Here is a 14,759-nt window from a genome sequence, read left to right as displayed (position 1 = left end):
TATCTCTATGCATACACAACAAACTAATTTTGGAGAAAAAGCGTGGCTACAACTAATACAGCAGCACCACGTGATACGTGGGGGTCTAAACTAGGCTTCGTAATGGCAGCAGCGGGTTCCGCTGTCGGTTTAGGCAATATATGGAAATTCCCTTACACAGCAGGTGAGAGTGGCGGCGGTGCATTCGTTGCTATCTATCTTATCTTTGTAATTTTTATCGGCTTTAGCGTGATGCTGACAGAGTTCGCTATTGGTCGTAAGACAGGTCTTTCTGCCGTAGGTGCATTCAAAACAACTGACCGACGCTGGACGTTTACTGGCGTTATGGGAGTCTTCAGTGGTCTTTTGATCATGGGCTTCTACCCTGTGGTTGGTGGTTGGGCATTGGCCTACATCTTTAAAGTGGGTGGTGGTCTACTCAGCGCGCCAGAAGCAATTGGCGACAGCTTTGGCGGTTTCATCTCAGATCCGATTCAACCTTTAATGTGGATGGGTGTTTACCTGTTCCTTAACGTCATGATTGTGATGAAAGGGATTTCGGGTGGTATTGAGAAAGCCGGTAAGGTTCTGATGCCGCTTCTGTTCTTAATCCTAATCGTTGTTTCTGTTAAAGGCTTGATGCTGCCAGGTGCAATGGCTGGCCTTGAGTTCTTATTCATGCCGGACTTTTCTAAAGTCGACAGCAACGTGGTTCTTGCTGCACTAGGACAAGCGTTCTTCTCACTTAGCTTAGGTATGGGTTGTATGATGACGTACGGTTCTTACCTGAAGAAGAAAGAGAACCTAGTTCAAACAACCGGTATGGTTACAGCGATGGATACTGGTGTCGCGATTCTTGCTGGTGTTGCTATGTTCCCAGCAATGTTTGCCTTTGGCATGGAGCCTGCGGCAGGCCCTGGTCTTGTATTCGTTGTCGTTCCTCAGCTATTTGCTGAAATGGGCGGTGTGATTGGGTTGCTATTCGCGTTGTTATTTTTCATCGGTTTGACGGTGGCGGCATTAACTTCTTCAGTATCACTATTGGAAGTTGTCGTGTCTTACCTAATTGACGAGAAAGGCATGAAGCGCTCTAACGCAGTTCTGTCTGCAAGTGCAGTTATGGCGGCATTATGTATTTTTGCGTCACTATCGTTAGGTGGAATGGGACCAACGCTGTTTGGTACCGGTGCCTTTGATATCTTCGACTTGCTAACGGACAAAATCTTCTTAGCGGTTGGTGGTATGTTGGTTTGTATCTTTGCAGGATGGCGCCTAAGCCGTGCTGAGCTAGAAAAAGAGATCACTAATGACGGCGAAGTATCCTTCCCGCTATTTGGATTGTGGTACAACCTAGTTAAATACCTGATTCCTGTTGCGATTGCTATTGTTGCCTTCATGGGGATTAAGTCTGGCTTTGATAGTGGCAAAGGTGAAATCATGCTGCTGGGTATCGCAATCATTGGTCTTGCTGGCATTTTCTCGAAGAAGCTTTAGCAAATACCTTGGGGGCAAGCCTCGATAGCTTTGTCCGATAACTTATGTATACTGCTGGCTCCAAACGTGGAGCCAGTTTTTTATGTTCGATATTCTACATACCCATCCCGATTTTCTGATCATCAATAAGCATCCCAACGTCTCTGTTCATAAAGACGATGGCGACACAATGCTGCTGCAAGAAGTGGCTAAGCAGAGTGGTGATCAGCAGCTCTATCTTATCCATCGCTTGGATAAAATGACATCGGGTATTCTGCTCCTCGGACGCAACGCCAAAGCGGCCAGTGCGTTATCGCAAGCTTTTGCTGACCGCCAAGTGGAAAAGTTCTATCTGGCGATTGGCTCTAAAAAGCCGAAAAAGAAACAAGGTTTGGTCGTTGGTGATATGGAGCGTTCGCGCCGTTCATCATGGAAGCTGGTCAACAGCAAAAATAACCCAGCCGTCACCCAGTTTTTCTCTCTTGCGGCAGAGCCCGGAGAGCGCCTATTTTTATGTAAGCCACACACTGGTAAAACGCATCAAATCCGCGTGGCATTAAAATCGGTTGGCTCAGGTATTGTTGGCGACCCGATTTACAATGCAGGCAATGAGGCTGATCGCGGTTATCTGCATGCATTTTCACTTTGCTTCCAATACCGAGATGAGCAATATCGCTTTGTTTGCGACCCACGAGAATACCAAGTGCTGGGTAACAAATGGCACAGTGAAATCGTCTCTCAGGGTTTGGATACTTGGCTTTCCCCTTGGGAACTGAACTGGCCTACGATCAAATAACCGTCACAAAGAAAACTAATAAGAGAACTCGATGCAAGCATCACAACTTCCGCTGTTTTTTCAGCATCTAGAAACCGAGCTCGCGCAAGCTCCGAACGAAATTCGTCGACTGTTTCATGGTCGTGGCCGTCGTTTTGAGGGCTTAGAGCAAATTACCTGTGATTGGTTACAAGGTCAGTTGATCATCAACTTGTTTAAAGAAGTCGACGACGCGTTTCTCGCTGAGCTGAAAAGCGGCCTCAATGCGTTGGCACTATCACCACTGTGGGCAGACAAGCAAGGTCGTACTATGGTTCTTCAGCACCGTTATGCCGATGGTGCGCCTTCAGAAGTGCTTGTCGGTGAATTAGACGCTCGCCCTGTCGTTGAAGAAAGCGGTTTGAAATACCAATTGGATATTGGCCGCAACCAAAACTTCGGTCTGTTTTTGGACATGCGCTACGGTCGTGATTGGGTACGGGAAAATGCGAAGCATAAAAACGTGCTTAACTTGTTTGCTTACACGTGTGGCTTTTCTGTCGCTGCCATTGCAGGTGGCGCAGATAAAGTGGTTAACGTCGACATGGCGAAAGCGTCGCTGTCTAAAGGTCGTGAGAACCACAAGCTAAATGGTCATAACATCAACCAGGTAAGCTTTATGGGACACGATATCTTTAAATCTTGGGGTAAGATTAAGAAATCTGGTCAGTATGATTTGATCATTATCGATCCGCCTTCATTCCAGAAAGGCAGCTTTGCGCTGACTAAAGACTACAAAAAGATTCTACGTCGATTGCCGGATTTGTTGGCAGAAGGCGGTCAAGTGATGGCATGTGTGAACTCACCATCTGTGACAAGCGACTTCTTGATTGAAAGCATGAAAGAAGAAGCGCCAGAGTTGACATTCCGTGAGCGTCTGGATAACCCACCAGAGTTTATGGACGTAGACAGCGAAGCAGCATTGAAAGTGTTGCTGTTTAGCGAGAAGCAATGACGACGAAACGAAAGTTGTACCTATCTATAATACCAGCCGTTTGAGTACGGCTGGCATCTCCGCGATACCCCGTCAATCTGAATAGCGAGACGCGAGTGTGATTCAGAGTCTATTATCAGAGTGAGTTATTCCTAACACGCTGATATTAGATTCCTGACCTCGCCTAGGCTCGTCGCAATGACGGGAAACAATAAAAGATCGATACCAGCAGCATTAACCGATCTGCACTTCAAGATCCGCTTCGATGGTTGATGAGCAGGCGAGCACATAGCCTTGTTCAATTTCTTCTTGCGTCAATGTTTCTAGGCTGGTGGAAGAGACGTTGCCTTTACGAACCTTGCATTTACACGAGCCACAAATCCCGCTTCGACAAGCGACGATTAATGGTAAACCTGCGCCTTCGAGCGCATCGGCCAGTACCTGACCTTTTTGCGCATCAATGGTTTGAGCAAAATCAGGAACAAAAATGTTAACCGTCTCATCGGAGACCGATGTTTCTGCGCCAGTCGCTGGCGTAAAACTCTCTTGGTAGAAGTTCATCATGTCAAAACCAAGGTCATTCAAATAGCCGCGAACATCTTGCATAAACTGGCTTGGACCACACAGGTAAACGGTGCGCTGTTTGAAATCAGGAACAAGCTCTTTAAGCCAGTCGGCATTCAAACGACCTTGTGGGTGCGATGTTCCTTCTCGGTTTTTCAGCAACAGCTTTAAATGGAAGTTGGGATACACAGCGTCGAACGTTTCTAGCTGGTCGTAGTAAATCGTCTCTTCTGGGCTGCGTGCAATATGAAGAAATGCGATGTCCACATCGTTGTCGTTTTCATCTTGATTACTCAGCCAGTGTTTTGCCATCGAAAATACGGGCGTGACGCCGCAACCTGCACTGATAAGCAAGGCTTTTGTTTCGCCATTACGTAAAACGGGTGGGTGGTCAATGCAGTTAAACTCGCCCGCTGGTGGTAATGCTTGAACGGTATCACCGAGCAGCAGCGAGTCAACGATGTAGTTCGATACTTTACCGCCAGATACTCGTTTGATGGTGAGTTGAAGGTGATCGTCTTCATTGATTGAGCTGATTGAATAGGCACGAAACTCCATTTTTCCATCAATTTCGACGCCTAAGTTAATAAACTGGCCTGGCTTAAACTGAAACAGAAGTGATTCGGTTAGTTCGGCCAATTTTATGCTGACGGTGTCGTGTGTTTCGAAGTATTTGTCGATGCAACGGAGTGTGACGGGTTGGTTACCTTGCCATTCAAAAAACATAACAATCTCTTTGGTTGTGGCTATTTTTAGTTCGAAATAGATAGCGCCTCCACGTAAGGAGGCGCGAACAAGCAGGTTTATTAGGCTGCTAGGATGGCTTTTAGATCATCCTGAACATTGCCAATACTGCGCATATCGAACTTCTCTTGGATGATGGCGATTAGGTTTGGCGTTAGGAATGCCGGTGCAGTGGGGCCTGTGTAAATGCCTTTCACGCCCAATGCAAATAGCGTTAGCAAGATAACGATCGCTTTTTGCTCGAACCAAGAAAGCACAAGCGTGAGTGGCAGTTCATTGATGTCACAGTCAAACTCTTTCGCCAGTGCAAGTGCAAGCTGGATTGCAGAGTAAGCATCGTTACATTGGCCCACATCCAATAGGCGAGGAATGCCGTTGATATCGCCAAACGTATTCTTGTTGAAGCGGAACTTACCACACGCCAAGGTCAGGATTAGCGTGTCTTCTGGTGCTTCAGCCGTAAAATCGGTGTAGTAGCTACGTTCCGCTTTATCGCCGTCACAACCGCCGACTAGGAAGAAGTGCTTGATGTTGCCTTGCTTCACTTGGTAGATAACCGCAGGGGCGGCGTTCATCAGTGCATTTCGACCAAAACCAACCGTGATGTGGTGTTCGATTTCATCGTGTTGGAAACCATCTTGCGCTAGAGCACATTCAATCACTTGGCTAAAATCATCGCCTTCGATGTGAGCCACACCAGGCCAGCCAACAATACTACGAGTGAATAAACGGTCTGCGTATTGACCCACATTTGGATTCAACAAGCAGTTTGACGTCATTACGATTGCGCCAGGGAAGTTTGCGAATTCTTTCTGTTGGTTTTGCCATGCGCTGCCGTAGTTGCCGACAAGATGAGGATATTTCTTCAGCTCAGGGTAGCCGTGTGCAGGCAGCATTTCACCATTGGTGTAAACGTTAATGCCTTTGCCTTCGGTCTGTTGCAGGATTTTTTCTAGGTCATGCAAATCATGGCCAGAAACAAGAATACATTTACCTTTTACTGGCTTGACGTTCACCGTGGTTGGTTCTGGATGGCCGAAGGTCGTTGTTTCACCTTGGTCGAGCATTTCCATCACTTTGTAGTTCATCAGGCCGATGCGCATTGAGCAATCAAGTAGTTCGCCGAGATCTTCAGGGTCTGTGCCCAACCACGCCATGATTTCATGGTATTCGGCATAGATATCGTTGTTGGTTTGCTCAAGAACACGTGCGTGCTCCATGTACGCGGCTGCACCTTTAAGTCCGTATAGGCAAAGTAGGCGTAGGCCAATAACATCTTCATGTACTTGGTCCTTACCACGGTTCACCGCGACTTGAGGAGCAAAAGTTAAGGTCGCTTCTGCGCTGTTTGGTAGCTCGAAGTTGGCAACGGCAGGAATGTCAGTAAGGTTGGTGTTTGACAAAGTCGCAGCAGACATTACTTGCTCTTTTAACAATGCTTTGTACGTTGCGGCTTGAGAAGTTAACTCTAGGATGCGTTCAGGGTCGAAGTTAACGTTCGTCAATGTAGAGAAAAATGCCTTGGGTGCCCATTGGTTGATTTCATCGTTAATGATGTTGAATTCAAGTGCTTTTGATGCCCAAAAAGAAACCCCTTGCAGTGTGTAAACCAACACGTCTTGCAGGTCAGATACTTCAGAAGTTTTACCACACATACCTTGTGCAAAAGAACAACCTTTAACAGCAGGGGTTTGAATTGTCTGTTCACATTGAATACAGAACATATTGGGTTCTCCAGTGATTGTTTTAATAGTCGTGATGTTGACCACTAGAGAGCAGAATGCGTGCCAATTATTATCTTGTTGATTTTTAATGATGTTATTTGTTTTTGATAGGGCGAGTGATGTAATTAAGACAACGTAAATGATGTCTTAATTACATCAGCTTCTTGTGGTCGGTTATTTATTGATCCCGAGCTTTTTACCCATCCGATATAAGTTCCCGCGATCCATTTGTAAAAACTCCGCTGCTTTTGCCCAAACGCCACCAGTTTGGCTCAAAGCATGTTCAATTAAATCACGTTGATAGCTTTCTATTAGCTCTCGCATTGGCTGGCTTTCTTTGGGTAAATAATGCGATGTGTTTTTTACATCATCGAGAGCCAATGAGGTGTCGAAATGGTTAAGCATGATCGTGCTTGCGCCTTGTTGAATGGCGTGTAAAGCCGCGCGAGTTAACGTATGTTCGAGCTCGCGTACGTTTCCGTACCAAGGTGAAGACTCCAGTTGAGCCAACACCTTAGGGTGAACGTGCAGGTTGGGCGCATTAAATTGTTGGCGTACTTTTTCTAACAGGTATCCTGCTAAAACGGGCATATCCCCGTCACGGGCACGCAGTGGGGGGACTTGGATTGGGAACACGTTTAAACGGTGGAAAAGGTCTGCTCGAAACGTGCCAGCTTCGACCTCTTTTTCTAATTGTCGATTGGTCGCGGCGATGATGCGCACATTGACCATCAAATGCTGATCGCTACCCACACGTTGCAGCTCGCCTTGCTGAATTACGCGCAGCAATTTTGCTTGCAAAATCATAGGCAGTTCGCCCACTTCATCAAGGAAAATCGTTCCACCGTCTGCCAGTTCAAACTTACCGGCACGGTGGCTATTAGCACCTGTAAATGCGCCTTTGACATGGCCAAACAGTTCACTCTCAGCCAGACCTTCAGGCAGGGCCGCACAGTTGACGTAAATCATCGGCTTATCGCTACGATGAGATTGCGCGTGTACCGAGTGCGCGACCAGTTCTTTACCAGTACCGGTCTCTCCTGTGATAAGTACTGCGTAATCTGATTGAGCAACAGTCGCAATGTTGTTTCGTAACTGGTTGATCTGTGGACTCAAACCCACCATTTCGCCATGTTGAGAACGGGCTTGCTGGATAAGGGTTTGAGTGACGCTTTTTTGCTTCTGGTTTTGCGCTTTGAGCGCTTTTAACTGAGCAATGTTACGCAATGTCGCAGCGGTCAAAGCCGCAAAGGTTTCGATAGCGACAGGATCGATGCCATCAAACGCGCCCACCGTTAGTGCATCCATCGTTAGTGCGCCAACAAGTTGGCCTTCGACATACAAGCTAAAGCCCATGCAATCGTGAACATCAATACATTGGTCTTCAGTTAATAGTGTGCCGTCGAAAGGATCCGGCAGTGAACAATCGGCATCGAAACGCACCGGTTCACGGCTATGAATAATGGCATCTAAGCGAGGGTGCGCCTTGGGGAAATAGCGACGACCTAAGACCGAGCTGGATAAGCCTTTTACCGCGACAGGAGTTAGAAAACCATCCTCATCGAAGATAAACAGGCAGCTCGCATCACATGGGAATACTTGCGCGACCCCATCAATGAGATTTTGATATTGCTGCTCGTGAGAGCGATTTGAGCTGAGGTTTAGCGCGATATTAAGGAGTACGTGGTCAACAGTCGGAGTCATAACAAGCCCAAAGTTATCTGGAATGGGCTCATGCTAGCAACTTGATGTCATTTGAACATCGAAAGGTGTGGGAGATTGATGTTCCATTGACGACGATCAAGTTTGATACGAAAAGAAACGCGCAAGTTAACAAGCCAGTGATGTAAGCTTGCGCGGGTTAGGTGTTTGAATTAAAGCAGGCCAAAGGTTTGGTTCGTCCGAATTAACGAGGAACGACTCTAGCGTCATTACCAGAAACATTGATTTGGACCGCTTGGCCTGGTTGGAAAATCATGTTTGGATTTGCTTCTTGAACAATAGAGATAATCTTTCCGTCCTCTAAACGAATGGTCAGATTCACGCCATTTCTTTTCGCGGTTGCTTCAGCCGCTTTGCTGCCTGCATAGCCACCCAATAGACCACCACCAATGGCAGCGATATCCGAGCCAGAACCGCCCCCAACTTTTGAGCCTAAGATCCCGCCCACGGCAGCACCAGCGATGGTGCCAATGGCATTGGATTGGGTAGAGGCATCAATGGTTACGGGTTCTACTTTTTCTACTGTGCCGTAGTAAACCTGCTGAACTTTGCGAGTGTCGGATGAGCCGTATGCATCTCCGTACGGGTTAGGTGAGCTACAGCCGCCAAGCACGAGCGCACAAGTAATGGTGAGCAACATGCCTAAATTAATCTGTTTTTTCATATAGCCTCCGAATGGTTTCTTCATTCAAAGAGTATATACCCCATTTAACCTGCGTTTTGGTGCTTTATAAAACAGTGGCTTAGCGGCTTGTCCCTTAAGGAAACGCGATTGTCTAAGCAGTATTAATGATCGTTAAGCGTATGAAACCCTGAATAAATGCGTGTAAAAGTAGTAAACCAGCATGCCGCGCCAAAGATATACGCGATGACGGCAAAGTGTTGCGGTAGCAAACAAAATAAAACCAAGCAGCCAATGGTTTCTGTACCTTCGGTTAAGCCGCTCATGTAGTAAAGCGATTTGTTTTTATATACCGGATTATCGATGCCTTGTTTTCCTGCCATGATGGCAAAAGCCAAAAAGCTACTACCAGTGCCGATGAAGGAAAAAATCAAAAATGCGCCTGCAACGGCATTGTGCTCTGGGTTGGCAAGCACAAAGCCAAAAGGAATCAACGAATAGAACAAAAAATCTAAGCTGATATCAAGAAAACCACCCGCATCGGTAATGCCCTGAATCCTTGCCAGTGCACCGTCTAACCCATCACAGATTCTGTTCAGCAAAATAAACAGCAACGCCAACAAGTACTGTTCGGCGATCAAAGCAGGCAGGGCAAAACAGCCAAGTACAAAACCAAACACTGTCGTCTGATTTGCAGTGATACCACATTTATCGAGATATGTCGCACTGAGTGCCAGCGGTTTGCGGATGAGCTTTATACTCAGGCTATCAAGCATGATTTGTCTCCCACGGCCAGTTTAGGCAGCGGCTGCCATCAGGAATATCGTCTTCATCGTGCGTTACCATCAAAGTAGGGATGTTCGCTTGCTGCAATTGTTCGACCACCCAATTGCGAAATTGCACGCGCAGGTCTTTATCCAGCTTGCTATAGGGCTCATCAAGTAGCGCAACTTTCGGCTTTGCTAGCAGCATACGAGTCAATGAGATACGGGCACGTTGCCCTCCCGAAATTTGGTCAGGAAAGGACTCTGCTAGTTTGGTCAATGAAATGTTCTTCAGTGCTTGCATAGCGTGAGCTTTACGCTCTTCACCTTTGATTGAGTTTGGTAGCGCGAAGGCAAGGTTCTCCCACACCGTTAAATGAGGGAAGAGCAAATCGTCTTGGAATAGAATACCGACCTGACGCTTATGGGCAGGGAGGGCATCCAACTTTTCGTTATCAAGCGTAATGGATCCAGAGTAGTTGAACTCGGCGGATAGGTGCCCGGCAATGGCATCCAACAAAGTGGATTTACCACAACCGCTAGGCCCCATCAGGGTAACGATTTCACCTTTTTCTACGGTCATATTGAACGCCGAGAAAAGCGCGTCGCCATTGGTTTTACGGATGGCGAGGTTTTCGAGACAAAGACTCATTCAGTAGTAAACCTTTTATAGACAAGCGGCGATACTTTCTGTGCAAGTGGCTAAGCAGTATCGCAAAAGAGAAGAACAAGAATGGCAGCAGAGCTTGCCAAATGGCGTAAATAGCGGTGACACGTCGGTCAAAACCACTGGATAGTGCAACGGCTTCGGTTGTGATGGTGCTAATGCGCCCAGCCCCTAGCACCAATGTCGGTAGGTATTGCGCCAGACTTACGCTAATACCGATAGCCCATGCGAATGCAATCGCAGGCAGGAGGATTGGTAGTTTCACTTTTAACCAAGCTTGCATCGGCGATTTACCCAAGCTGAGTGCGACACGAGTTAACCCATTGTCGAAGCTGCGCCACGGACCGTCTAGCGAGAGGTAAATAAATGGGAACGCAAAGAATACATGCGCCCAGCATACCCAAAAGAAATACGCGTTACTGTTTAAGTACAGTGTTACCACTTGCATACCGAATAGCACCGATAATTGAGGAATCAGCATCGGGATGGCGATGATGTAACCGGGCACCTGCCAGCGATAACGGAGACGATACTCATGTGCTATTAAAGCAAGAACTAGCGCGACAGTCGCGCTGATTAGGGCGATTGACATACTTTGTTCTAGAGTCCCTAGAATACTGTGCCATTCGTATTCCCAAAAACGCAGGCTGTAACGGCTTGGGAGCAAATCTGGAAAGCGCCAACGTTGGGCAAAGCTCCACAGCACCATGAGTGGAATCATTAGAAGTGCAAGTAGAGCAATCAGTGAAAATAGGGTTTTACCGGGTAAACGAAACCCGTTTCGACCAGAGTACTGCCAGCGTTTGAAGCCTTTGGTAATACACCATTCCATTAAGCGTGCAAATCCAATCAAAAGGCTTGCGATCGCAAACAGTATTACTGCGCCAGCGGCCGCTCTTGGTAGGAGCGATAAATCTGGATCGTTAAACCATTGCCATACCAAAACCGCAAACGTCGGCGGGTTGGTGGGGCCAATAATCAGGGCGACATCGACAACGGACAAACTGTAAGCCAATACCGCCAGCATTGGAAAGCGCAGTTTTGCTATCCACTGTGGGAACACGCATTTCCACCACGCTTGCGCCGAACTGTAGCCCATCGAATGACTGACTTTTTCAACCTTATCGACTTTCAATTGCTGAAGAATTGGAATACTCATCAACAATAAAAACGGCACTTCTTTAATCGCAAGCATGATGATCAAACCGAGTGCGTGCGGATCTTTAATCAGCAATACTAAGTCATTCACCGTTTGTGCATTCGGGTCGTAACCAAACAGTTGGTTGAGAACCCTAACGCCCATACCAGTTGGGGCAAACAAGAACGCAAAGCCAATCGCAAACGCGACGTGCGGCATCGCGAGAAGTGGGGAAAGGCTAACTTCAATTTTTCGCCAAAACTTACTGCCCCAAGAGGCTTGTAGAATTGCAAATGCGATGAAGCAAGCCAAGTAGCTACTGAAAATGGCGGAGTAGAAAGTAAGCCCGATGGATGTCCAAACACCTTCCCAATCAAAGACGGCATTGAAGCCATCAAAAGAAAAGTGGTGTAGACCGATAGGAGGTACATAACCGAGCGCAGAGACCACCACTCCAAGTAGTCCCGGAATGGTAGGCAAAATACAAACTGCGATAATGACTAAATACAGCGCTCTTAACATGGATTCTTACTAATTCCCGTAGCGTTTCAACCATTCTTTTTCCAACGCCGCTTGCCAACTTGGATGTGGCTCAGCGATAGATTTGAATTGTTGAGTGTTTTTGGCCGAACCAGTTAGGTATTGGTTGCTTAGTACCGAAGGGTCGCCCCAGATGTTTAGGTTACCTTTGCGAGACTGTGCTTCAGGGCTCAATAAAAAGTTTATCGCAACTTGTGCACCAGCACTGGCATTTGCGTTCCAAGGAATCGCTAAAAAGTGGATATTTGAGAGTGCTCCTGCGTCCATTGCGTACGCTTTGGTGCTCTCTGCAAGATTACCGCTCGACTGCGCAGAGAAAACCGCGTTCGGGTTAAAGGTAATCGCCAGGTCAGTCTGACCATCATCTAGTAGCTGAAGGGTTTCTGCTGTACCGCCTGGAAACTGCTTACCACCGCGCCAAGCGACTTTATGGAACTCATCTAGATAAGACCACAGCGGTTGAGTGACTTGTTCAAACGTGTCATCGGTAACTGGTTGTTGCAGCTCAGGGGCGTTGTTAGACAGTTCAATGAGTAATGCTTTGATAAAGCTTGTGCCATGAAACTCTGGTGGTCGAGGGTAAGTCAGGCGATTCGGGAACGCTTTTGCATAGCTCAGCATTTCTGAGAATGATTTTGGAGGGTTATGGAGGGTTTGCTCGTCATGGATAAACACTAATTGTCCTACTCCCCAAGGTGCTTCTAGACCTTCTGTTGGCTCGGAGAAGTCCACATCAATTGGTAGAGATTTATCCACATATTGCCAGCTTGGCAAACCTTCGACAAAAGGACCAAATAGCAATTGGTTATCCTTCATTGATTTGAAGTTTTCGCCATTGATCCAAACCATATCAACACTACCACCGCTGTTTTTGCCTGCCGCTTTTTCTGCAATAAGTCGAGTAGTGGTCTCAGAAATATCAGTTACTTTAACGTGGTTTAGCGTCACGTTATAACGTGATTTTAGCTCTCTACTCGCCCACTGTATGTAGCGATTAATTTCTTGGCTCCCGCCCCAAGCATGAAAGTAGACGGATTGCCCGTCGGCTTGCTGTTCGATTTTTTGCCATTCGCTATTCACTGATGAATCGGCAAAAGAAGGTGTCGCAAAAGTCGTGGCTAAAATGCCAATGCTGCTGAGTAGCTTTTTCATATCTATTCCGTGTTATGTCTTTTGGTTCTTGCTTTCGTTTCTATTGACGTTTTCGCAAGTCGTTCCGCTCTGTTACAAGGATAGTAATTCATCTCTCTCTATTATCAATGCCAATCCCAAACGGAATCACTCATTGATTCAAAGAATTACTCTCAATGTGAAGCAAAACGAAGAAAGGACAAATTTGGTGTCATTTTAGGAGCGGACCGTTTGTTTGAGGATATTCTTTCAAGTAATTGAAAATTATTGTCCCCAGAGATATGAATAGGTTGTTTTACAGAGCAAAATTGATGTCTAAAGCATGGAATTGAGGGCGAAAAGAGAAAGAAAGTTGGCCATTTAAATGACTTTAGCATGCATGACTAACGATTCATCGATATAAAAAAAGCAGCCGTTTGGCTGCTTTAAGATACTATCTGGTTTACTTAGTTGGGATTAGTTTACCCAGTCACGTAGTGTAAACGTCAATTCGTGATCGGCACTTTTCAGAACAAGACCATCTTTAGTTAGCGTGATATCGCTCCAGTTAGATAGTGTTTGTGTCATTGCGTTTTCGACCTTCATTTGATCTTCCATACACATCTTCATGGTCATGCCCATTTTTTCGATGCGTAGTTGGTTGTTTTTCAGCTCGGCTTGACCGAAGAAGTTGTTACAACCTGCGTTGCCGTTTGCGGTTAGATTTTCACCGATTTCTAGGCGAGCCGCTTTTTGGTGTTCGTCTAGAACGATATTTTTGCCATCAACTTGAACAAGTTCCCAGTTGTGGTGCTGCAAATCTTGAGCCGTTATTTCTTTCACATTATCACCGTTGCTAGCACAAGCAGTCATAAGAACAGGGAGAGAGATTGCTGTAACTAACGTTTTTAGGCTAAGCTTCATTTTATAGACTCCGTTTTTATAAACGCGGTAAGTATAAGTAATAAAACACTGTTTTTGTCAGCATAAGGTTATGGTTTCGTATGTTTTTGACATAACGAAGTATATAGCAGGTTTTGTTGCTGACTAATCTTCTCATTATTTAAACTAGGCCAATACGCCCTAATATGGAAAGAGCGGTTTTAGTATGGAGCAACTGGAGTTTTTTACTGTCCCAAGCCCTTGTGTTGGAGTATGTACCTCCGATGAAAAAGGGTATTGCAAGGGGTGTATGAGAAAGAGAGAGGAAAGGTTTAATTGGCTTAACTTAACCCCCGCTCAGCAGTTGCACGTTATTAAGTTGTGTCGTCAAAGGTACAGAAGAAAGATGTTGGCAGGGAAGACGAAGCCAGAACAGCTTCAAGATGAGTCATCGCCTCAACAAGACTTATTCTAGAACTCTTGTTCAGTCTGTGGGGTTACGCCTTCGCTTTCGGTTCTGATTAGGCTTTTACATATTCCCGGTCCGGCAAGGTGTCCTTAAAGAACCGGGAATCTCCTATCCATTTTCCCTATAAAGCGGTAATTGGCGTTATTTCATCGACCAACGGTCGCTAACCCAGCCTCCCGCTTGTTCGTCGAAGTGATTTCCTGAAAATCGATGATTGAATTCAACATCTAATTTACTTGTTGGGCGTTCATCCATGAGTTGATGAATGTATCTCGCCATAGGATCCGTACAAGCTTCACGCTCTCTACGGGTAACTACTTCTTTGATCATTTGGAGTCTGTAGCTATTGCTGGCTCGTTTCATTTTTGACCTCCAGAACTCGATGGCAGCAGTTTGAACACATTGACGTCCAGATCGCTGCTCATTAGTGTGCGCGTGGAGGCACATCACCATCGTTTGAAGTCCAAAGACAAATTGTTTGAGAGCAGTGTTTGTAACGCCATTCACATCTTTCTCAGAATCATTGACTATGCGATTAAAAATGTTTCGCGAAATTTAGCCGATGAACCTGCATATTTAAAAGACCTTATCAAACATAGAAGCCCAACACAGG

14 protein-coding genes are annotated in these 14,759 nt (G+C 46.2%); 4 read left to right on the top strand and 10 right to left on the bottom strand.

What is annotated here, in order from left to right; all coding sequences use genetic code 11:
• Window positions 1-102 precede the first annotated feature (102 nt).
• From CAG68_RS20715 to CAG68_RS20705, 3 genes are all read left to right on the top strand, one after another.
• Window positions 103-1,473, top strand: coding sequence for a sodium-dependent transporter (locus CAG68_RS20715; RefSeq protein WP_042522154.1), 1,371 nt, complete (start codon window positions 103-105; stop codon window positions 1,471-1,473).
• Window positions 1,474-1,555: 82 nt separating this feature from the next.
• Entirely contained in the window at window positions 1,556-2,248 is a 693-nt protein-coding gene (locus tag CAG68_RS20710; RefSeq protein WP_054574035.1) for a TIGR01621 family pseudouridine synthase, read from the top strand.
• A 31-nt stretch (window positions 2,249-2,279) separates the two neighbouring features.
• Window positions 2,280-3,221 (top strand): class I SAM-dependent methyltransferase, encoded by a 942-nt coding sequence (locus CAG68_RS20705; RefSeq protein ID WP_054574036.1) that lies wholly within the window; start codon window positions 2,280-2,282, stop codon window positions 3,219-3,221.
• Between the two features lie 213 nt (window positions 3,222-3,434).
• Here CAG68_RS20705 and CAG68_RS20700 read toward each other — a convergent pair whose 3' ends face one another.
• The 9 genes from CAG68_RS20700 to CAG68_RS20660 form a co-directional block, all read right to left on the bottom strand.
• On the bottom strand, window positions 3,435-4,490 hold the full coding sequence (locus CAG68_RS20700) for a hybrid-cluster NAD(P)-dependent oxidoreductase (RefSeq protein WP_161441608.1): 1,056 nt from the start codon (window positions 4,488-4,490) through the stop codon (window positions 3,435-3,437).
• Between the two features lie 80 nt (window positions 4,491-4,570).
• On the bottom strand, window positions 4,571-6,232 hold the full coding sequence (gene hcp / locus CAG68_RS20695; RefSeq protein ID WP_161441607.1) for a hydroxylamine reductase: 1,662 nt from the start codon (window positions 6,230-6,232) through the stop codon (window positions 4,571-4,573).
• A 174-nt stretch (window positions 6,233-6,406) separates the two neighbouring features.
• Complete coding sequence (gene norR, locus CAG68_RS20690) at window positions 6,407-7,936, bottom strand: nitric oxide reductase transcriptional regulator NorR (RefSeq protein WP_161441606.1); 1,530 nt, start codon at window positions 7,934-7,936, stop codon at window positions 6,407-6,409.
• Between the two features lie 202 nt (window positions 7,937-8,138).
• Window positions 8,139-8,618: a glycine zipper 2TM domain-containing protein gene (locus CAG68_RS20685; protein ID WP_005386695.1), complete on the bottom strand. Its 480-nt coding sequence runs from the start codon at window positions 8,616-8,618 to the stop codon at window positions 8,139-8,141.
• Window positions 8,619-8,740: 122 nt separating this feature from the next.
• Window positions 8,741-9,352, bottom strand: coding sequence for a CDP-alcohol phosphatidyltransferase family protein (locus CAG68_RS20680; RefSeq protein WP_033905112.1), 612 nt, complete (start codon window positions 9,350-9,352; stop codon window positions 8,741-8,743).
• Window positions 9,345-9,992, bottom strand: coding sequence for an ATP-binding cassette domain-containing protein (locus CAG68_RS20675; protein WP_005378088.1), 648 nt, complete (start codon window positions 9,990-9,992; stop codon window positions 9,345-9,347). The genes CAG68_RS20680 and CAG68_RS20675 overlap by 8 nt, the downstream gene beginning before the upstream one ends.
• Window positions 9,958-11,667 carry an ABC transporter permease gene (locus CAG68_RS20670; RefSeq protein ID WP_161441605.1) on the bottom strand — a complete coding sequence of 570 codons (1,710 nt, stop codon included), beginning with the start codon at window positions 11,665-11,667 and terminating at the stop codon, window positions 9,958-9,960. Before CAG68_RS20670 ends, CAG68_RS20675 begins: the two co-directional genes overlap by 35 nt.
• A gap of 9 nt (window positions 11,668-11,676) precedes the next feature.
• Window positions 11,677-12,837: an ABC transporter substrate-binding protein gene (locus tag CAG68_RS20665; protein WP_005378079.1), complete on the bottom strand. Its 1,161-nt coding sequence runs from the start codon at window positions 12,835-12,837 to the stop codon at window positions 11,677-11,679.
• Between the two features lie 435 nt (window positions 12,838-13,272).
• Window positions 13,273-13,719, bottom strand: a complete 447-nt coding sequence (locus tag CAG68_RS20660; protein ID WP_054729959.1) for an META domain-containing protein — start codon at window positions 13,717-13,719, stop codon at window positions 13,273-13,275.
• A 184-nt stretch (window positions 13,720-13,903) separates the two neighbouring features.
• Here CAG68_RS20660 and CAG68_RS20655 point away from each other — a divergent pair, with 184 nt between their 5' ends.
• Window positions 13,904-14,152 carry a DUF1289 domain-containing protein gene (locus CAG68_RS20655; protein WP_005378062.1) on the top strand — a complete coding sequence of 83 codons (249 nt, stop codon included), beginning with the start codon at window positions 13,904-13,906 and terminating at the stop codon, window positions 14,150-14,152.
• 135 nt (window positions 14,153-14,287) lie between these two features.
• Here the strand turns inward: CAG68_RS20655 and CAG68_RS20650 are convergent, their stop codons facing one another.
• On the bottom strand, window positions 14,288-14,509 hold the full coding sequence (locus CAG68_RS20650; RefSeq protein ID WP_005386686.1) for a hypothetical protein: 222 nt from the start codon (window positions 14,507-14,509) through the stop codon (window positions 14,288-14,290).
• Window positions 14,510-14,759: the final 250 nt, after the last annotated feature.

It is taken from the genome of Vibrio sp. V42_P2S4T144 (genome assembly GCF_009904715.1).
GTDB lineage: Bacteria > Pseudomonadota > Gammaproteobacteria > Enterobacterales > Vibrionaceae > Vibrio > Vibrio alginolyticus.
This window is presented reverse-complemented; position numbering and strand designations above follow the sequence as displayed.